Genomic DNA, 19,179 nt, shown 5'->3' with positions numbered 1-19,179 from the left:
CAACGTCAGGGTTGCATCCGAGGCCCTGCGCGACAAACCAATATTATTGAGGCGGGCTTCAGTATTTCTGAAGCCCGCCTCCTGGCCCGGGCAAGGCCCCTGGCAGTCGATTCAGGTCATTGCGTGCGCCTGCGACAGACCTCTCTCCAGACGCAGATCTATCTCCAGACGCAGACCTCTCTCTCCAGACGCAGAATCAGCCCTTGATGCAGACCCCGAATTCCTCGCTGGCATCCAGCAGCCAGCGGCCGAGGTAATCGGCGAAGCTTCTGCGCACCACCAGCTCGAATTCGCTCTCGCTGACGCGGCGCAGCACCAGTGTCGCCTTGGCGAACACCGCCGGCACGCCACGTCCGACCGGGAAGGCACGCGGGTGCACATCTGTCGGCGTCGACTTCATCAGCACCTGACGCGCCTGGTCGCCACTCAGCGAGATGACGGTCTGGCCACCGCTGACGTTGACTACCTGATAGCGGCCGGCCAACGCCTCATGCAGCGCCTTCTCGACAGTGAAGGCTTCCTCGCCGGGCACCAGGATCAGCCACTCATCCGGTGACAGCCACTGGATCGAGCGCCACCCCTCATTCTGATGGAGGGTCGCCGGCGTCAACGGCAGCGCCAGACCCAGCGCCGCCTCGACACCCTCGGCAAAGCCCGGCTGCGCGGGGTCACCGCGCAGCGTCAGGTGACCGAGAAACGCCTTCTCCTGAAGCACGACGCCGGCATCGCCGTCATCGCGGGCCGTGAACAGATGCGCGAGCGGCGAACGGGCGCACTGAGCGTGGACCTCGGGCGTCGGGCGCTGGTCGATCACCGACGTCTGAGAACTTGTCATGTCCTGCGGCTGCGCATCGACGGCGGCACCCGCTTGCGGGTCGAGTGTGGTGGCATCAGACATGCTGGCGCTCCCCTTTCTTGTCGTAGAACACCGGTGAGGTGATTTCGGCTTCCAGCGTCGTACCATCGGCCTGTGGCAGGAACACCGTCTCGCCGATGCGCTTGGCACCGCCCTTGACCACCGCCAGCGCGAAGCCATGTCCCAGCGTCGGGCTGTAGTAGCTGGAGGTCACGTGGCCGACCATCGGCATCGGGATGGCGTGCTCGGGGTCGAAGACGATCTGCGAGCCTTCCGGCAGCACGATGCGCTCATCGCCGGCCTTCTTGCGCGTCGGAATCAGGCCGACCATCTGCTTGCGGTCATCGCGGCGGGTATCCGGACGCGACAGCGCACGCTTGCCGATCCAGGAATACGGCTTGTTGTAGCCGACGCACCACTGCATGCCGAGATCTTCCGGGGTGATCGAGCCATCGGTGTCCTGACCGACGATGATGAAGCCCTTCTCGGCACGCAGCACGTGCATGGTCTCAGTGCCGTAGGGCGTGAGGCCGTACTTCTTGCCGCATTCGAACAGGCGCTTCCAGACATGCAGCCCGTAGTTGGCCGGCACGTTGAGCTCGTAGGACAGCTCGCCGGTGAAGGAGATACGGAAGATGCGCCCGGGAATGTCGGCAATCAGTCCTTCACGCACTTCCATGAACTTGAAGCTGTCACGGTCAAGGTCGATGTCGGTCAGCTCGCCGACCAACGCACGCGCCTCGGGGCCGGTGACGGTCAGGGTCGCCCAGTGATCGGTGACGCTGGTCATCTGCACGTCCAGTTCCGGCCATTCGGTCTGGTGCCACAGTTCCAGCCATTCCAGGATCGAGGCCGCGCCACCGGTGGTGGTGGTCATCAGGAAGTGGTCTTCGGCCAGACAGGTGGTGACACCGTCGTCCATCACCATGCCGTCGTCGTGACACATCAGGCCGTAGCGCGCCTTGCCGACGCCCAGCTTGGCCCAGGCATTGGTGTAGATGCGGTTGAGGAATTCGCGCGCATCGCGACCAGTGATGTCGATCTTGCCCAGGGTCGAGGCGTCCAGCACGCCGACCTTCTCGCGCACCGCCAGACACTCGCGCTCGACCGCGGCATGCATGTCCTCATTGCCCTGCGGGTAGTACCAGGGGCGCTTCCACTGGCCGACATCCTCGAACTTGGCGCCCTGCGCTACGTGCCATTCGTGCATCGCGGTGTAGCGGATCGGGTCGAACAGCTCGCCGCAGTGACGGCCGACGATGGCGCCGAAGGTCACCGGCGTGTAGTTGGGACGGAACACGGTGGTGCCGGTGTCGGGGATGGTCTGCCCCAGGCAGCGCGCGGCGACCGCCATGCCGTTGATGTTGCCCAGCTTGCCCTGGTCGGTGCCGAAGCCCATCGCGGTGTAGCGCTTGACGTGCTCGATGGACTCGAAGCCTTCGCGGGTGGCGAGCTCGATACCGGCGGCGGTGACGTCGTTCTGCAGGTCGACGAACTGCTTGGGCGCACGTGCGGTGGGCTTGTCATGCGGCACCTGATAGAGCGGCAGCATCGGCGTTTCTGCAAGCTCGGAGACCGCAGGCACCTCGGCCTGGGCGGTCTCGAACTCGCAGACTTCTACCGCGGCGACACCGCTGGCGTAGGCCGCGACCAGCACATCTTCCAGCGCGAAGCTGCCATTGGCGGCGCCGCAGGCATCGAAGCCCTTGAGCATCGGGGCGCCCAGCGCGGGCAGGAAGCCGTGGATCTCGTCGCTCCATACCGGACGTGCGCCGGTGTGCGCCGCCAGGTGAACCACCGGGCTGTAGCCGCCGGAGCTTGCGATGGTGTCGCAGGCGAGCTCTTCCACTGCCCCCGTCACGCTGAAGGCATCGATATCGATGGCCGCGATGCGCGCACCTGTTACGCGGCGCTCGCCCTTGGCCTCGATCACGGCGGCGCCGGCGATGATGCGGATGCCCGCAGCGCGCGCCGCCTCGACCATCACGCCGGAGGGCGCCGGACGCGCATCGGCGATCGCGACCACTTCACGACCGGCTGCCGCCCAGGCGAGTGCCGCGCGATAGGCGTGGTCGTTGTTGACCGACAGCACCAGCTTGTCACCGGCGGCGACGCCGTAACGGGTCAGATAGGTGGTGACGGCACCGGCCAGCAGGTTGCCCGGCACATCGTTGTGGCTGTAGACCAGTGGCCGCTCGTGGGCGCCGGTGGCCATGATGACGCGATGGGCGCGCACGCGGTGCAGGCGGGAGCGTGCCTGCTGGGCGCCACGTGCATTGCGCGGTGCGAGGTCGGCCTGATGCTCGGTACGGCGCTCATGCAGGGTCACGAAGTTGTGATCGTGGTAGCCATTGGCGGTGGTGCGCGGCAGCAGCTGCACATCCTCACAGGCTTCGAGTTCCGCCAGCACCGCGTCACGCCATTCGATGGCGGGCTGGCCGTCCAGGGTCTGATCGAGACAGTCCGCCGACATGGAGAGCAGCGAGCCACCCAGCTCTTCCTGCTCATCACACAGGATGACGCGCGCGCCGCTGCGAGCCGCGACCAGCGCCGCCATCAGGCCCGCCGGGCCGGAGCCGATCACCAGCACATCGGTGTGCTGATGCAGGTGATCGTAGATGTCCGGGTCCTCCTCGAGCGGAGAGCGCCCGAGACCGGCGGCCTTGCGGATGTACTTCTCATAGGTCATCCACAGCGAGGCCGGCGCCATGAAGGTCTTGTAGTAGAAGCCCGGCGGCATGAACTTGCCGCCCAGCTTGCCGACCTGCGGCAGGAAGCGGCTCATCAGGTCCTTCTGGGCCTTGACCCAGCCGCTGACGGCGTGGGCTTCCAGGCCGTCGTAGAGTGCCTGCTGGGTGGCACGCACGTTGGGCACCTGACCCGCTTCGGTGCTGCCCAGCTGCAGGATGGCGTTGGGCTCTTCGGCACCGGCGGCGACCAGGCCGCGCGGACGCGCATACTTGAAGCTGGCGTTGAGCACGTCGAGGCCGTTGGCCATCAGTGCCGAGGCGAGGGTATCGCCTGCCAGGCCCTGATAGCGCTTGCCATTGAAGGTGAAGGTCAGCGGCGTGGCGCGGTCGATGCGTCCACCCGAGGCGAGACGGCGCGGGGCAGCGGCGGTCTGGTTGTCTTGCTGGCTCATGCGCTCACCCCCTTGGCTTGCGTGGTCGGATCGGCTTTCGTCTCACCGGTGATGGTGGGCTGCTCGCCCATGCGATAGGTCTCGAGAATCTCGTAGGTCACGGTGTGGCGGGTGATGTTGAAATACTTGCGACAGCCCACGGCGTGAATCCACAGCTCGTGGTGGACGCCACGCGGGTTGTTGCGGAAGAACAGATAATCCCCCCACTCGGCATCGGAGCAGGCTTCGGGGTCCTTCGGGCGCTCGATATGCGCCTGGCCCTTGACGTGGAATTCCTCTTCCTCGCGCAGCTCGCCGCAGTAGGGACAGAAGATATGCATCATGGTCGGTCGTCTCCTGACGGCAGGTTCAGTGCGCGACGCCAGCGGCGCCGTGTTCGTCGATCAGCTTGCCCGTGTTGAAACGGTCATAGGAGAAGGGTTCTGCCAGCGGATGGGTGCGCCCCTTGGCCAGTGTCCAGGCAAAGACGTTGCCGGAACCCGGCGTGGCCTTGAAGCCACCGGTCCCCCAACCGCAGTTGAAATAGAGCCCCTTCACGGGCGTCTTGGAAATGATCGGGCAGGCGTCCGGGCAGGTGTCGACGATGCCGCCCCACTGACGGTTCATGCGCACCCGCGAGAAGATCGGGAACATCTCGACGATGGCCTGCAGGGTGTGCTCGATGGTCGGGTAGCTGCCACGCTGGCCGTAGCCCACGTAGCCGTCGATGCCGGCACCGATGACCAGGTCGCCCTTGTCCGACTGGCTGACATAACCGTGGACGTGGTTGGACATCACCACGGTGTCGAGAATCGGCTTGAGCGGTTCGGAGACCAGCGCCTGCAGCGGGTGGGATTCCAGCGGCAGACGGAAGCCGGCCTTCTCGGCCATCACGCCGGAGTTGCCGGCGGTGACCACGCCGACACGCTTGGCACCGATGAAGCCGCGCGAGGTTTCCACCCCGACGATGGCGCCATCCTGCTTGCGGAAGCCGGTGACCTCGGTCTGCTGGATCAGGTCGACGCCGAGGCTGTCGGCGCCGCGCGCGAAGCCCCAGGCCACGGCGTCGTGACGTGCCACGCCACCGCGCGGCTGCCAGGAGGCACCGAGAATCGGATAGCGTGCGCGGCTCGAGCAATCCATCGCCGGCACCAGCTCCTGCACCTGCTGGGCGTCCAACACCTCGCCATCGATGCCCTGCAGACGGTTGGCATTCACGCGGCGCTGGATGTCGCGCATGTCCTGCAGGGTATGGCCCAGGTTGAGCACGCCACGCTGGGAGAACATCACGTTGTAGTTGAGATCCTGGGACAGGCCTTCCCACAGCTTCATGGAGTGCTCGTAGAGCGCCGCCGCCTCATCCCACAGATAGTTGGAGCGCACCAGGGTAGTGTTGCGCGCGGTATTGCCGCCGCCCAACCAGCCCTTCTCGATCACCGCGACATTGGTGATGCCGTGCTCCTTGGCCAGATAGTAGGCCGTGGCCAGACCATGCCCGCCGCCACCGACGATGACGACGTCGTATTCCTTCTTGGGTTCTGGGCTACGCCAGACCTTCTGCCAGTTCTCATGGTGGCTGAGCGCATGCTTGACCAGCCCGAATCCCGAGTAACGCTGCATTTGCCACCCTCCTCACATCTTTGCCACCGCAAGCGCTGTCCGGTGCTCTCGCCCGAGTGATGTCTGTTGTTGTCACCCGAGTGATGTCTCTGCGCTTGCGGCATGTGTCGTTGTTATCGTTGTCTCTCGCCAGCGCCTTGTTCAGGCAAGCGCGGCGGGGTCGGTCACGCTGTTCGATGAGTAGACCGGGAAGCGTGCGCAGACTTCCTCGACCTTGCCGCGCACCTCGGCTTCCACCTTGGCGCTCTCGCCGGAGGACAGCGCGTCGAGCAGATCACAGATCCAGCCGGCCAGTGCCTCGCATTCCGCTTCTCCGAAGCCGCGCGTGGTGGCGGCCGGGGTGCCGATGCGCAGCCCGGATGTCACGAAGGGGCTCTGCGGGTCATTCGGCACGCTGTTCTTGTTGACGGTGATATGGGCGCGGCCCAGTGAGGCATCCGCGTCCTTGCCGGTCACGCCCTGACGGATCAGCGAGACGAGGAACAGGTGGTCATCGGTACCGCCGGAGACTACGTCATAGCCGCGCGCCATGAAGACCTCGGCCATCACGCGGGCATTGGCGATCACGCGGGCCTGATAGCTGACGAAGTCCTGGCTCATCGCTTCCTTGAAGGCCGCGGCCTTGGCGGCGATGACGTGCATCAGCGGGCCGCCCTGCTGGCCGGGGAAGACGGCGCCATTGAGCTTCTTGTGCAGCGCTTCATCACCGGTGGCGGAGAGAATCAGGCCACCGCGCGGCCCGCGCAGCGTCTTGTGCGTGGTGGTGGTGACGACATGGGCGTAGGGCAGCGGACTCGGGTAGTGACCCGCCGCGACCAGACCAGCCACGTGGGCCATGTCGACCATCAGCCAGGCGCCGATCTCGTCGGCGATATCGCGGAAGCGACGCCAGTTGACCACGCGCGAGTAGGCGGAGAAGCCGGCGATGATCATCTTCGGCTTGTGCTCACGTGCCAGACGCTCCATTTCCTCGTAGTCCAGCTCGCCGCTTTCGGTCAGGCCGTACTGGATGGCGTTGTAGTGCTTGCCGGAGAAGTTGGGCGCCGCACCGTGGGTCAGGTGGCCGCCATGCGCCAAGCTCATGCCGAGGATGGTGTCGCCCGGCGAGACGAGTGCCATGAACACGGCCGCGTTGGCCTGGGCGCCGGAGTGCGGCTGCACGTTGGCGTAGTCACAGCCGAACAGTGCACAGGCGCGCTCGATGGCCAGCGTCTCGACCTTGTCGACGAACTCGCAGCCGCCGTAGTAGCGCTTGCCCGGATAGCCTTCGGCGTACTTGTTGGTCAGCTGGCTGCCCTGAGCCTCCATCACCAGCGGGCTTGCATAGTTCTCGGAGGCGATCAGCTCGATATGCGCTTCCTGACGCGCTGTCTCTTCGAGGATGGCCTCGGCCAGTGCAGGGTCGAGTCTGGCCAGTCGGTCATCACGGGTGTAGCCATGTTGCTGAGACATTGCGCGCCTCCGGTAAGCGGATCGTTGTTGTTGGAGTGGATCGATGAAGGGTGATCAGTGATCGTCTGTTCGCTCAAATCCTGTCGAGTCAGCCGGCGCCAAGGCCTTGGGTGGCTGTCTTGACCCGATACTAGCCCTGCCCCCCTGCGGCAAACTGCTTGTCAGCGTCACCCCGCAGCGCGAATGCGACATCGGCAGGCAAAAGCGACATCTCGACGTCCCGCACAGAGCTGCTGCGAATAGTGGCTGCCCGCCACTGGCGCTACACCGAAGCCCCTGCGGGCAGGTATGCTAGACACCGATATCGTGCGATCAGGCGCCGGATGACGACTGATCCATGCAAGCGCGCGCCTGAGGAAGGGAGTTGAGAATATGCTGATGGAATTGCTGGCGGTGATGGCACCGGTACTGTGTGGCGCCGCCATCGGCTTCTTCTGGGTCAGGCTGGGCAACGACTACCCGATGGCCTTCGTCACCCGGCTGGTGCTCTACATCGGCACGCCGGCGCTGATCCTCAATGCGCTGGGTAGCGCCGAGATCGACAACTCGAGCTTTTTGCGCACGGGCCTGGCGACGCTGTCCGTGATGGCTCTGCTGCTGGCGCTGAGCTGGCCCTTCGCGCGCCTGATCGGCAAGCCCTGGAAGGTCGCGGTGGCGCCGTTGCTGTTCTCCAACGTCGGCAACATGGGCCTGCCCGTCTCGCTCTACGCCTTCGGCCAGGCCGGCTTCGCCTACGCCATCACCATCATGGTCACCATGTCACTGCTGCAGTTCACCCTCGGCGCCTGGCTTGCCAGCACCAGCGGCAACCCGCTGCGCAGCGTGGTGCGCTCGCCGACCATCTGGGCCAGCATCGTCGCCACCCTCATGCTGCTCTGCGATGTACACATGCCGCGCTTCGTCGCCAACAGCCTGGAGCTGATCTCCGGCTTCACCGTGCCGCTGATGCTGATCACCCTGGGCGTGTCGCTGGCCAGCATTCGCGTCAAGAATCTGGCGGCGGGCGTGGGCTTCAGTGTCCTGCGCATTCCCTTTGCCGCCCTGTGTGCCTGGGGGATCGGCACCCTGCTGGACCTGCCTCCGCTGGCACTTCACGTGTTGACCATGCAGATGGCCATGCCGGTGGCGGTCTACAACTACATGTTCGCCCAGAAGGCCGGGCGTGAGCCGGAGTACGTGGCCACGCTGGTGTTCTGCTCGACGCTCGCCGCCTTCCTCTATCTGCCCATGCTGCTGGCGGCGATGGGGGCGACACTGGGCTGACCCGAAGGAAGCCGCCCGAGCCTTCCCGCAGTGAATGACAGGCACAAAAAAACCACGCGAGCCTGAGCTTGCGTGGTCGTGTGACACCTTCCCGCGGAAACTGCCGTGCCGTGAAGAAGACGGTATTGCACCATCCCGATATTGAGCAGCACGGCGCTTCCTGTTGCGACGATCAGCCTTGTAGTCCTGCTGGCACCCGCTCCCGGCCTGGAGGTGGCGCACCGTTCCCTTGTGTCATCATTGCCCTTTTGACCAAACCCGTGACTGGAGTGGCAGTCGTGGACCTGACGTGAACGCTCTCCGCTCTCGACCCGCAGCTGAAGATGGCATGCAGCCCAACGGGGCCTTGTGCTTATGGCACCAGGGCGAACCCTGGCGTGGCCTGGCGGGACTTCCCGCAGAGCCCCCTGCACTGCATGCGCTCATTCACGTGGCAACATCTGAAGGGTAGCCCCGAAGTCGTCTGCACCTCCAGATGGTTTGTGCCGTCTTCCTGCGCGAGTCGACTTGCTCATGAACCTGAGCATGAAGTCTTAGAGCACTCATACCGAGCAGGCTGTCAGCGCACCTCGGGCGTGGCGGCTTGCAGTCCCGCCAGGCCCTCGGCCTGCTGCTGACGCAGCTGGGCCAGCGTTGTCACGGCATGTCCCCTGGCTTGCCATTCGGCGCGCTCGGCATCATCGGCCCGGATGATGAAGCGTCCAAGCAGGGTGTAGAGCAGCCCCAGCAACGGTGACAGCCAGCAGGCGAAGGCCAGCGGAATGTAAAGCAGCCCCTCCATGCCCGCGCCACCGGCCATCAGCCCCAGCGAACTGACCACCACCGCACCACCGGCATTCCAGGGAATCAGCGGCGAGATCAGCGTGCCGCCCTCTTCCAGTGAGCGCGACAGATTGAGCGTCGAATATCCCTCACCTCGATAGATCGGCGCGTACATGCGCCCTGGCAGGGCGATGGAGAGGTAGGGGTCGCCCGCGATGACATTGGTCAGCGCCGCCGTGGAACTGGCCGCGACCTGCAGACCGAAGATACCGCGCACCTTGACCAACACCGCGGCACACAGCGCCTCCAGACAGCCGATGATTTCCAGCAAGCCCCCGAAGGCCAGTGCGATCATCACCAGCAGGATGACCCAGGCCATCGACATGATACCGCCGCGATTGAGCAGGCTGTCGATCTCGCTCACGCCGGTGCTCAAGGCGTAGCCGCCCTGCATATAGCCGAACAGTGCCTTGACCGCCTCGCCCTGTACGCCGAATGCCACGACCGCTCCGGCCAGCACCCCGACGAACAGCGCCGGGAGTGCCGGCATGCGCGCAACGGCCAGCGTCATCACCAGCAGCGGCGGCATCAGCACCCACAGATTGAAGGTGAAGTGTCCGGAAAGTCCTTCGGTGATGGCGGTGATGCGCTCGAGATCCAGCACCTGACCGGCGGCGAGCAGGTTGCCGGCGATCAGATAGATCACCAGCGCGATCAGCATGGCGGGAATGGTGGTCGGCATCATGTTGCGGATGTGTGCGAACAGATTCACGCCCGTCACCGCCGGCGCCAGATTGGTGGTATCCGACAGCGGCGAGACCTTGTCACCGAAGAAGGCGCCGGACACCACCGCACCGGCGGTCCACCACGGCGGAATGCCGAAGCCGGCCCCGATGCCCATCAGCGCAAGCCCCACCGTGCCCACCGTGCCCCAGCTGGTACCCAGCGCTACCGAGACAACCGCGCACAGCAGCATGGCCGCCGCCAGGAAGTATTCCGGCGAGACCAGCTTGAGTCCGTAGTAGATGATCATCGGCACGCTGCCGGAGGCGATCCATACGCCGACCGTCATGCCGACCAGAATCAGGATCGCGATGGAAGGCAGGCCGACACGCACGATACGCATCATGCCCTCTTCCATCGCCGACCAGCCGTGGCCCAGCTTCCAGCCGATCAGCGCCGTGATGGCGACACCGCATACCAGCGGCACATGCGGAGTGAACTCGCCGAACACGAACAGTTGCAATGCAAGAACGGCCAGGGTGGCCACGATAGGCAGGCAGGCCATCTTGAGCGATGGCCGTAGTGGGGTCTTCACATCCCGAGTCATGTCTTGCTCCATTAGTTAGTTGTACTTTTTGTACCCCTAACGCTAATGGGACCCGGGAAGTCGCGGCTGACTGACTGCGTCATCCAACCGCGCGAATGCGACATGTCCTCTCATTTATCCAGCGCATTTATCCAGTGCCTGCGCCCGCCCGTGAATATCGCTCGCGAAAGCCAGCAGGGCGGGAGGCCAGGTTGTGGATCAGTAATCGATCACCACATCGCCATTGGGCACGCTGCAGCAAGACAGGATGAAGCCTTCGGCGACGTCTTCATCGGTGATGCCGCCGTTGTGTTCCATCTCGACCTCGCCCGAGACCTTCTGCACCCGGCAGGTGCCGCAGATGCCCATGCCGCAGGCCTTGGGAATATGCAGACCGAGCTTGGCGGCGGCAGCGTGGACGGTCTCGCCCGGGGCGATCTGCACCGACTTGCCGGTGGTGGAGAACTCGACCCGCGTGAGATCGGAGCGGTCCAGTTCGTCGGCCAGCACCTCGGCCTGTTCGGCCTGCTCGATGGCCTCTTCCTCGACATCGACCGGCGTGGCACCGAAGGATTCCTCGTGATAGCGGCTCATGTCGAAGCCGTGGCTGCGCAGCAGATGCTTGATCGCATTCATGTAGGGCGTGGGGCCACAGCAGAAGATCTCGCGCTCCATGAAGTCCGGCGCGATCATCTCGAGCATCGCGTCAGTGAGATAGCCGCGATAGCCGGACCAGGTCTGGCCGGTCTCGAAGCGCTCGCAGATGACGTGCATGTTGAACTCCGGCACGCGGGAATCCATGAACTCGAGCTGACGCCAGAAGATGATATCGCGTGGGCTGCGCGCACTGTGCACGAAGGAGATGTCCACGTTGGCGTTGGTATCGAAGTACCAGCGCGCCATCGACATCAAGGGCGTGATGCCTACGCCACCGGACAGCATCAGAATGCGCTCCGCCGGGTAGTCGATGCAGTTGAAGTTGCCGACCGGGCCGTGCACCGCCAGCACATCGCCTTCATTGAGGTTGTCGTGCAGCCAGTTGGAGACCAGCCCGCCCGGCACGCGCTTGACGGTGATCGAGAAGCTGTAGGGCACCGACGGTGAGCTGGAGATGGTGTAGGAGCGCATGATCTGCTGGGCATCGATCTCGAGCTCCAGGGTCACGAACTGCCCCGGCTTGAAGAAGAACATCACCGGCTGTTCGGCCATGAAACAGAAGGTGCGGACGTCCCAGGTTTCCTGAATGACCTTCACGCAGCGCACGCTATGTCGACCGTTGGTCCAGGTCTGTGTCGTAACCGGATTGAAGTTGCTGAGAGTGGTGCTCATGAAGGCCTCGCTGGGCATGTTGTTCTTGGAGACATGTTCTTGAAGAGACAGTGTCAGGCCACCCTGCGCTGCGTGCGCGGCCAACGGTGGGACATGCTCAGGATTGTCGAGTCAGCGCCCGGCAAGCATTTATCCGTGCACGACAGAAACATGCCCGATCACTCCAATCCCGCCCCCGCAGCGCCCTGCCCCCGCCTCATCGCTACGCCTGCCTGTGCCTCAAAGCCCCTGCGCAGACGACCGGCGTCGGAAATACGTCATTGAGCGTCGCCATCAGACATAAGTCGCGTCTTGACCTCAGCCACACTGCGATCCATGCGTGGCAATGCCCTTCAGACGTCATGCGAGCTGCCTGAACTTCCACGCTGACTATCCTGTCGAGCGAGCGGCACTCTGCCTGCGCCGCCCTCGACACCCGACCCGACCAGGACGGGATGACGCACCGCGCGATGCATCGGCACTCCCTCATGGGTGCGCCGATGTCGCCCCGCGGTGCTGCCCGGCAATGGTCTGTTCACTCGTTCCCTCTGTCCCGGCTTCACAACAACAATGATCAGCACACTCACTCAACCCAAGGCGACCCTGCTCCCGGCGCCTACCGACCGTGCGAGGACACCGCGATGAGCGACTTACTGGAACACGCTCAGGATCAGCAGCGTCAGGCGGTACGCGAGGCCGCCGCGCGGCTTCTAGAGGCCCGCAGTCCCGGCTACACCCTGCCCCAGCCCTTCTACAATGATCAGCGCCTGTTCGATCTCGACATGAAGGAGATCTTCGAGCGCGAGTGGCTGTTTGCCGGCCTCAGCAGCGAGATCCCGCTCAAGGGCAACTTCATGACCATGGATGTAGGCAACAGTCCGATCATCATCGTGCGCGGTGACAACGGGGCCATCCATGCCTTCCATAACGTCTGTCGTCATCGCGGGTCCCGCCTGTGCAGCACCGAGCGCGGCAAGGTCGCCAAGCTGGTGTGCGGCTATCACAAGTGGACCTATGAGCTGGATGGCCGCCTGCTGTTCGCCGGTTCCGACATGGGCACCACCTTCGATACCAGTGAATACGGCCTGCATCCCGTCCACGTGCGCTCAGCCGGCGGCATGCTGTTCATCAACCTCGCCGAGCAGCCCGAGAACTGCGAGCCGTTCTTCAAGACGCTGGAGTTCTACCTCAAGCCCTACGACATGGAGAACGTCAAGGTCGCGGCCAGCTCCTCCATCATCGAGGAAGGCAACTGGAAGCTGGTGATCGAGAACAATCGCGAGTGCTATCACTGCGATGGCTCCCACCCGGAGCTGCTCAACACCCTGCAGGAATTCGATGACACCGATGACCCGCGTGCCACCGAGGCCTACAAGGCGCTGGTCGCGAAGAAGCAGGCCGACTGGGATGCCGAGAAGGTGCCCTATCAGCTGGTGCGCTTCGGTCGCCGCAATCGAATGACGCGCACGCCGCTGCTGGAAGGCACCGTTTCGATGACCACGGACGGCACCCCGGCGTGCAAGAAGCTGCTGGGTCGCCTGCAAAGCCCCGACATGGGCTCGCTGCGCATCCTCAACCTGCCCAATTCCTGGAACCACTTCATGGGCGATCACGCCGTGGTCTTCCAGGTCGACCCGATCGGCCCCCTCAAGACCCGCGTGACCACCAAATGGCTGGTGCACAAGGACGCGGTGGAAGGTGTCGACTACGACCTGGCGAAGCTGCGCAAGGTGTGGGACGCCACCAATGATCAGGACCGTCAGCTGGTGGAAGAGAACCAGCGCGGCGTCAACTCCAGCGCCTATCAGCCCGGCCCCTACTCGGCGACCTTCGAGTTCGGTGTCGTCGACTTCGTCGACTGGTATGCCGAGCGCATGCAGGAAGCGCTCAAGGAACAGCAGGAGCCGCATCTGCAGCTGGCCTGAGGGTTTGTGAGCTTCTACTAAAAGACAGGCAAGAAAAAACCCGCCACCGGCAAGCCGGTGGCGGGTTTTTTGGCTTTCACCCGGGCAACACGCCGAAGGCGGGTCACCCGAGAGGTACTACGGCTGGATTACAGCTGCGTGTCCAGGCTCATCATCAGGCTGAGCGCCATGACGATGATGATGGAGAAGCCGAACAGCTTGCGTGCCCAGGAGGCATCAGGCTGATCCTTGAGGCGCCAGGCGGCCAGATACAGCCACCAGCCACCCGTGACGGTCGCGACTACCAGATACCAGATGCCGGTATATCCCCACAGTGTCAGCAACAGCGACACCGGGATGAAGCCGGCAATGTACCCCGTCACTACACGCTTGGCATGCTCCATGCCTCGCGCTACCGGGAGTACCGGAATATTGGCGGCCCGATAGTCATCGACACGAAACATGGCAATCGCATAGGAGTGCGGCATCTGCCACATGCTGAAGATGATCAACAGCAGCAGCGCCCCCATGTCCGCCTGACCGGTGACGGCCAGGTAGCCGACCACTGGCGGCGCAGCGCCGGACAGTGAGCCGATGAGGGTGCCATACACCGAACCACGCTTGAGCCACATGCTGTAGGCCCCGACGTAGATCACGAAGCCCAGTCCCACGGCGATCATCGCCATGAGATTGGTCATCGCGGCCAGAAGCCAGAAGCCTGCAAGGCCCAGCACGCTGCCGAAGACGAAGGCCCCCTTCAGCGAGATGTCGCCCTGCACCAGGGCACGGCCCTGGGTACGCGCCATGTGGCGGTCGATATCGCGATCGATGCAGTTGTTGAACACACAGCCTGAGGCCACGATCAACGCCACCCCGACCAGGGTGGCGATGAACAGCGCCCAATCCACCTCACCACCGGAAGCGAGAAAGAAGCCGCCGCTGACGGTGATCAGGTTGCCGAAGATAATGCCCGGCTTGGTGGTACGCAGGTAGTCCTTGATCATCAGGCTCACGCTATCAGATGGGCATCATGTTCTGATTCAGCTCGATCATGATCCACATGGAACCACCAACGACGATTGCCACGATCACCAGGGTGAACAGCATGGCCATGACATTCCAGCTCTGCTCCTTGGAGCCGTCCAGGTGCAGGAAGAAATACAGCTGCACGAAGACCTGAGCGATGGCGAAGCCGTAGACGGCCCAGATCACGCCGACACCCGGATCATCCATCATCATCACCATCCCGAACGGGATGATGGTCAGGATGATGGAGAGAATCAGACCGGTCACGTACTGCTTGACGCTGCCGTGATTGTCGTTGTGGTCGTTGTTGGAATGGCTCATAGCATCACTCCTGTGAGATAGACGACGGTGAAGACGCAGATCCAGATGACGTCCAGGAAGTGCCAGAACAGGCTGAGCATCATCAGACGACCGCGATGCACTTCCGTCAGGCCTTTCTGCTTGACCTGGAAGATCAGCAGCGCCATCCAGATCAGACCGACGGTCACGTGCAGACCGTGGGTGCCGACCAGGGTGAAGAAGGCAGACAGGAACGCGGACTTGTCCGGACCATGGCCGTTCACGATCAAGTGATGGAACTCATAGATTTCCATCGCGATGAAGCCTGCGCCACAGGCGAAGGTGATCATCAGCCACTTGATCACCGCGGAGCTGTCTCCGCGGTTCATGCCCAGCATCGCCAGGCCGTAGGTGAAGCTCGAGGCCAGCAGCAGCGCGGTCTCGACCAGCACGAAGTCCAGCTCGAAGATCTCGGCGCCCGTCGGGCCACCGGCATACGCCTGGCTCAGTACCACGTAGCCCGCGAACAGCATCGCGAACAGGATGCAGTCGCTCAGCAGATAGAGCCAGAAACCGAAGACCTTCAGGCCGTTGGTATCGTGATGCTCGTGATCGTCATGGGCGTCATGCGCCCCATCGTGAGATGTCATTGCATTATTCGCCATGATTACCCCTGAACCACTGTGTCGTTAGGTGTGCGGGCGCTGGGCAGGGCGCGACGCTCGCGACCCTCACGCTCGACACGCTCCACTTCCTCGACGGACACGTAGTAGTCGATGTCGTAGTTGAAGGAGCGCACGATGAAGGTGGCGATCATGCCGACCAGCCCGACCACGGCCATCCACCAGATGTGCCAGATCAGTGCGAAACCGAACACCAGGCTGAAGGCGGAGATGATGACGCCAGCAGCGGCGTTGCGCGGCATGTGGATCGGCGCATAAGGCTTCTTGGCCTCCTGCTCGATGCCACGTTCCTTCATTTCCCAGAACTCGTCGAGCTCGGAAACCTGCGGCTCGTGAGCGAAGTTGTAGAACGGTGCCGGTGAAGTGGTGCTCCACTCCAGGGTACGACCGCCCCAGATATCGCCAGTGGTGTCCTGCAGCTGCTTGCGGTTCTTGATGCTGACCGCGATCTGGATCACGGTGCACGCGATACCGATCATGATCAGGCAGGCGCCGATGAAGGCGACGACCAGGTACGGCACCCACAGCGGGTTGTCGACGTGCTGCAGACGACGGGTCATGCCCATGAAGCCGAGGATGTACAGCGGCATGAAGGCGAGGTAGAAGCCAGTGATCCAGAACCAGAAGGAACGCTTGCCCCACTTCTCGCACAGCATGAAGCCGGTCGCTTTCGGGAACCAGTAGGTGATACCGGCCATCGCACCGAAGACCACGCCGCCGATGATGACGTTGTGGAAGTGAGCGATCAGGAACAGCGAGTTGTGCAGTACGTAGTTGGCGCCCGGAACGGCCAGCAGAACGCCGGTCATGCCACCGATGGTGAAGGTGACGATGAAGCCCAGGGTCCACAGCACCGGAGAGGTCATTTCGACGCGACCGCGGTACATGGTGAACAGCCAGTTGAAGATCTTCACACCTGTCGGGATCGAGATGATCATCGTCGCGATACCGAAGAAGGCGTTCACGTCAGCGCCGGCACCCATGGTGAAGAAGTGGTGCAGCCAGACGATGAACGACAGGACGGTGATGACGAGAGTCGCCCACACCAGCGAGGTGTAACCGAACAGCTTCTTCTTGGAGAAGGTGGAGATGACTTCGGAGAACACACCGAAGACCGGCAGCACCAGGATGTACACCTCAGGATGGCCCCAGGCCCAGATGAGGTTGACGTACATCATCATGTTTCCACCAAGGTCATTGGTGAAGAAGTGGAAGTCGAGGTAGCGATCGAGCGTCAGCATCGCGATGGTAGCGGTCAGAATCGGGAAGGCCGCGACGATCAGGACGTTGGCGCACAGTGCGGTCCAGGTGAAGACCGGCATCTTCATCAGGGACATGCCCGGCGCACGCATCTTGAGGATGGTGGCGATGAAGTTGACACCTGTCAGCAGGGTACCGACACCGGAGATCTGCAATGACCAGATCCAGTAGTCCACCCCGACCCCGGGGCTGTAATTGGCCCCCGACAACGGCGGATAGGCCAGCCAGCCAGTCTTGGCGAACTCACCCAGACCCAGAGAGATGTTGACCAGCAGCGCGCCGACCACGAACAGCCAGAAGCTGAGCGAGTTCAGGAACGGGAAGGCCACGTCACGTGCGCCGATCTGCAGCGGCACGACAACGTTGATCAGACCGATGACCAGCGGCATCGCCACGAAGAAGATCATGATCACGCCGTGGGCAGTGAAGATCTGGTCGTAGTGATCCGGGGGCAGATAGCCGTGCCCGCCGGTGGATGCCAGCATCTGCTGGGAACGCATCATGATGGCGTCCGAGAAACCACGGATCAGCATCACCAACGCGACGATGATGTACATCATGCCGATCTTCTTGTGATCGACAGAGGTGAACCACTCATTCCACAGGTAGGCCCACTTTTTCTTTACCGTGATGAAGCCGGCAAGGGCTGCACCACCGAGGATTACCGCCGCAAGCACGATCATGACGATCGGCTCGTGATACGGAACAGCCTCTATTGTGAGTTTTCCAAGCATTGCTTATTCCTCGGTTGCCATCGCAGATTCAGCGTGACCAGAAGCGTCATGATCGGACATGCCGTGTTCGGCGCTGTCGTGATGCATTCCACCCTTCTTCATGTGGCGCATCTGATCATCGCTCATGCCCAGCTCCATGCCGTCCATGTAGGGCGCCATGATCTGCTCATACAGGTTCGGCTTGACCTGACCATAGAAGGTCGGGGCGACGTCCTCGCTCGGCTCCTTGAGAGCGGCAAGACCAGCGTCATCCAGCACCTTGCTGCTGCCGCGTGCCTTCTCGATCCAGGCGTCGAAGTCGCCTTCGCTCATGACATGCGCCTTGAAGTGCATGTCCGCGAAGCCGGCGCCGCTATAGCTGGCAGAGATACCGTCGTAGGTACCCACTTCACTGCCGATCAGGTGCAGACGGTTTTCCATCCCCGCCATTGCATAGATCTGGCTACCGAGCTGCGGGACGAAGAACGAGTTCATCACCGTGTCGGATGTAATGTGGAAGCGAACCTGACGATCCACCGGCATGGCCAGTTCATTGACCGTCGCGATCCCCTGCTCCGGATAGATGAACAACCACTTCCAGTCCATGGACACGACCTGCACCTCGATCGGCTCACCGCCGTCGACGATCTCGGCACGCGGGTCCAGCTCGTGCGTGCTCTTCCAGGTCAGGATGCCCAGAGCGAGGATGATCAGGCACGGAATGCCCCAGACCACGATCTCGATCTTGGTGGAATGCGCCCAGTTGGGCGTGTAGGTCGCCTTGCTCTGCTTGGTATCGCGATAGCGCCAGGCGAACCACAGCGTCATGAAGATGACCGGGATAACAACCACGAGCATCAGGTAGGTAGCAGTCAGGATCAGCGACTTTTCGGATTCACCGATAGGCCCCTTGGGATCGAAGAGTACGGCGTCACAGCCGGACAGCATCAATAATCCCGCGAGGATAGGGAGTCCCCGCAGAGCCCCCCGCATTAGGCTTTTTCTCATCTCACGACCTCGTTGGAACACGCCATGGCGTCATGACGAGCCCACATGTGGAACACAGCGTTCGAAGAAATGACCAACAGGAAGCCGTCGATCTTTCGAACGAAATCAGAAGATTTCCCGCAGGCGGGCACAGGATAGAGAAAAGACAGGGGGGCTGACTACGGGGCAGGATGACGCACCAGGGGCCACATGCGGATGACTTCGGCCATCCGGTGCGCGCCAATCATGCCTTGAGCGGCATGAGTTCTCTCACGCCCGAGGAAGGTTAAGGCAGCGGGATCGGGTGGCGAAGCCGACACTCACGGCAATGATGTCGCGACAGTGCATGCCTTGCAGGGCCAGACAGCTCGTCAATCGCCAGCCTTCTCCGCGATGCCAGCCCCCCTGCCCTGCTTGATGATGCCCGTGAGAATCACGACCTTGTCGCGCCACAATTCAGTGCATCCCCACAGATGTCCTCGCCATCGGCGCACCAGGTGGCGTCGAAGCAACCACTACCGCCACACGATACTGCGCAACAAAAACCCAATAAATGGCCACCACTTGAAATTAAATGCTAAAAATTGTGCCGATGAGCCTTTCAAAAGTTGCTGAAGTACTCCCCCAACCCGGGAG

General features: G+C 62.8%; 14 protein-coding genes. 2 read left to right on the top strand and 12 right to left on the bottom strand.

The annotated features are described in order from the left end of the window. Positions 1-196 precede the first annotated feature (196 nt). The 5 genes from R2R70_RS11140 to glyA all read right to left on the bottom strand — a co-directional run bounded on the left by R2R70_RS11140 (position 197) and on the right by glyA (position 7,049). Complete coding sequence (locus R2R70_RS11140; protein WP_410978010.1) at positions 197-898, bottom strand: sarcosine oxidase subunit gamma; 702 nt, start codon at positions 896-898, stop codon at positions 197-199. Continuing rightward, positions 891-3,998 (bottom strand): sarcosine oxidase subunit alpha family protein, encoded by a 3,108-nt coding sequence (locus tag R2R70_RS11135; RefSeq protein ID WP_410978009.1) that lies wholly within the window; start codon positions 3,996-3,998, stop codon positions 891-893. The genes R2R70_RS11140 and R2R70_RS11135 overlap by 8 nt, the downstream gene beginning before the upstream one ends. Continuing rightward, the gene (locus R2R70_RS11130; RefSeq protein WP_043333138.1) at positions 3,995-4,321 is read right to left on the bottom strand and encodes a sarcosine oxidase subunit delta; all 327 of its coding nucleotides are present in this window, start codon (positions 4,319-4,321) and stop codon (positions 3,995-3,997) included. The genes R2R70_RS11135 and R2R70_RS11130 overlap by 4 nt, the downstream gene beginning before the upstream one ends. A gap of 25 nt (positions 4,322-4,346) precedes the next feature. Next, on the bottom strand, positions 4,347-5,597 hold the full coding sequence (locus R2R70_RS11125) for a sarcosine oxidase subunit beta family protein (RefSeq protein WP_043333139.1): 1,251 nt from the start codon (positions 5,595-5,597) through the stop codon (positions 4,347-4,349). A 141-nt stretch (positions 5,598-5,738) separates the two neighbouring features. Then, a complete protein-coding gene (gene glyA, locus R2R70_RS11120; RefSeq protein WP_410978008.1) occupies positions 5,739-7,049 on the bottom strand; it encodes a serine hydroxymethyltransferase in 1,311 nt (436 codons plus the stop codon). A 372-nt stretch (positions 7,050-7,421) separates the two neighbouring features. Between glyA and R2R70_RS11115 the strand changes: the two genes are divergently transcribed. Next, entirely contained in the window at positions 7,422-8,312 is an 891-nt protein-coding gene (locus tag R2R70_RS11115) for an AEC family transporter (protein ID WP_054555340.1), read from the top strand. Positions 8,313-8,871: 559 nt separating this feature from the next. Here R2R70_RS11115 and nhaC read toward each other — a convergent pair. Together nhaC and R2R70_RS11105 are read right to left on the bottom strand one after the other, a co-directional pair. Further along, positions 8,872-10,404 (bottom strand): Na+/H+ antiporter NhaC, encoded by a 1,533-nt coding sequence (gene nhaC, locus R2R70_RS11110; protein WP_339926843.1) that lies wholly within the window; start codon positions 10,402-10,404, stop codon positions 8,872-8,874. 198 nt (positions 10,405-10,602) lie between these two features. After that, positions 10,603-11,712 (bottom strand): hybrid-cluster NAD(P)-dependent oxidoreductase, encoded by a 1,110-nt coding sequence (locus tag R2R70_RS11105; protein WP_339926844.1) that lies wholly within the window; start codon positions 11,710-11,712, stop codon positions 10,603-10,605. 620 nt (positions 11,713-12,332) lie between these two features. On the opposite strand from R2R70_RS11105, the gene R2R70_RS11100 reads away from it, so the two are divergent. Continuing rightward, on the top strand, positions 12,333-13,616 hold the full coding sequence (locus R2R70_RS11100; protein WP_192838586.1) for an aromatic ring-hydroxylating oxygenase subunit alpha: 1,284 nt from the start codon (positions 12,333-12,335) through the stop codon (positions 13,614-13,616). Between the two features lie 128 nt (positions 13,617-13,744). Here R2R70_RS11100 and cyoE read toward each other — a convergent pair whose 3' ends face one another. From cyoE to cyoA, 5 genes are read right to left on the bottom strand one after another with little or no spacing between them, the layout of a single operon-like run. Continuing rightward, positions 13,745-14,599, bottom strand: coding sequence for a heme o synthase (gene cyoE / locus R2R70_RS11095; protein ID WP_043333143.1), 855 nt, complete (start codon positions 14,597-14,599; stop codon positions 13,745-13,747). A gap of 13 nt (positions 14,600-14,612) precedes the next feature. After that, complete coding sequence (gene cyoD, locus R2R70_RS11090; RefSeq protein WP_107335551.1) at positions 14,613-14,942, bottom strand: cytochrome o ubiquinol oxidase subunit IV; 330 nt, start codon at positions 14,940-14,942, stop codon at positions 14,613-14,615. Then, positions 14,939-15,565: a cytochrome o ubiquinol oxidase subunit III gene (gene cyoC / locus R2R70_RS11085; protein WP_054555336.1), complete on the bottom strand. Its 627-nt coding sequence runs from the start codon at positions 15,563-15,565 to the stop codon at positions 14,939-14,941. The genes cyoD and cyoC overlap by 4 nt, the downstream gene beginning before the upstream one ends. Positions 15,566-15,567: 2 nt before the next feature. Then, a complete protein-coding gene (gene cyoB / locus R2R70_RS11080; protein ID WP_410978007.1) occupies positions 15,568-17,577 on the bottom strand; it encodes a cytochrome o ubiquinol oxidase subunit I in 2,010 nt (669 codons plus the stop codon). A gap of 3 nt (positions 17,578-17,580) precedes the next feature. Then, positions 17,581-18,549, bottom strand: a complete 969-nt coding sequence (gene cyoA, locus R2R70_RS11075) for a ubiquinol oxidase subunit II (protein ID WP_082388205.1) — start codon at positions 18,547-18,549, stop codon at positions 17,581-17,583. Between the last annotated feature and the right edge of the window lie 630 nt (positions 18,550-19,179).

It is taken from the genome of Cobetia sp. SIMBA_158, from assembly GCF_046566945.1.
Taxonomy (GTDB): Bacteria; Pseudomonadota; Gammaproteobacteria; order Pseudomonadales; family Halomonadaceae; genus Cobetia; species Cobetia amphilecti.
This window is presented reverse-complemented; position numbering and strand designations above follow the sequence as displayed.

Bases quoted from the DNA above. Each gene is read 5' to 3' on its own strand.
- R2R70_RS11140 (WP_410978010.1), bottom strand. From the start codon at position 898: ATGTCTGATGCCACCACACTCGACCCGCAAGCGGGTGCCGCCGTCGAT.
- R2R70_RS11135 (WP_410978009.1), bottom strand. From the start codon at position 3,998: ATGAGCCAGCAAGACAACCAGACCGCCGCTGCCCCGCGCCGTCTCGCC.
- R2R70_RS11130 (WP_043333138.1), bottom strand. From the start codon at position 4,321: ATGATGCATATCTTCTGTCCCTACTGCGGCGAGCTGCGCGAGGAAGAG.
- R2R70_RS11125 (WP_043333139.1), bottom strand. From the start codon at position 5,597: ATGCAGCGTTACTCGGGATTCGGGCTGGTCAAGCATGCGCTCAGCCAC.
- glyA (WP_410978008.1), bottom strand. From the start codon at position 7,049: ATGTCTCAGCAACATGGCTACACCCGTGATGACCGACTGGCCAGACTC.
- R2R70_RS11115 (WP_054555340.1), top strand. From the start codon at position 7,422: ATGCTGATGGAATTGCTGGCGGTGATGGCACCGGTACTGTGTGGCGCC.
- nhaC (WP_339926843.1), bottom strand. From the start codon at position 10,404: ATGACTCGGGATGTGAAGACCCCACTACGGCCATCGCTCAAGATGGCC.
- R2R70_RS11105 (WP_339926844.1), bottom strand. From the start codon at position 11,712: ATGAGCACCACTCTCAGCAACTTCAATCCGGTTACGACACAGACCTGG.
- R2R70_RS11100 (WP_192838586.1), top strand. From the start codon at position 12,333: ATGAGCGACTTACTGGAACACGCTCAGGATCAGCAGCGTCAGGCGGTA.
- cyoE (WP_043333143.1), bottom strand. From the start codon at position 14,599: ATGATCAAGGACTACCTGCGTACCACCAAGCCGGGCATTATCTTCGGC.
- cyoD (WP_107335551.1), bottom strand. From the start codon at position 14,942: ATGAGCCATTCCAACAACGACCACAACGACAATCACGGCAGCGTCAAG.
- cyoC (WP_054555336.1), bottom strand. From the start codon at position 15,565: ATGGCGAATAATGCAATGACATCTCACGATGGGGCGCATGACGCCCAT.
- cyoB (WP_410978007.1), bottom strand. From the start codon at position 17,577: ATGCTTGGAAAACTCACAATAGAGGCTGTTCCGTATCACGAGCCGATC.
- cyoA (WP_082388205.1), bottom strand. From the start codon at position 18,549: ATGCGGGGGGCTCTGCGGGGACTCCCTATCCTCGCGGGATTATTGATG.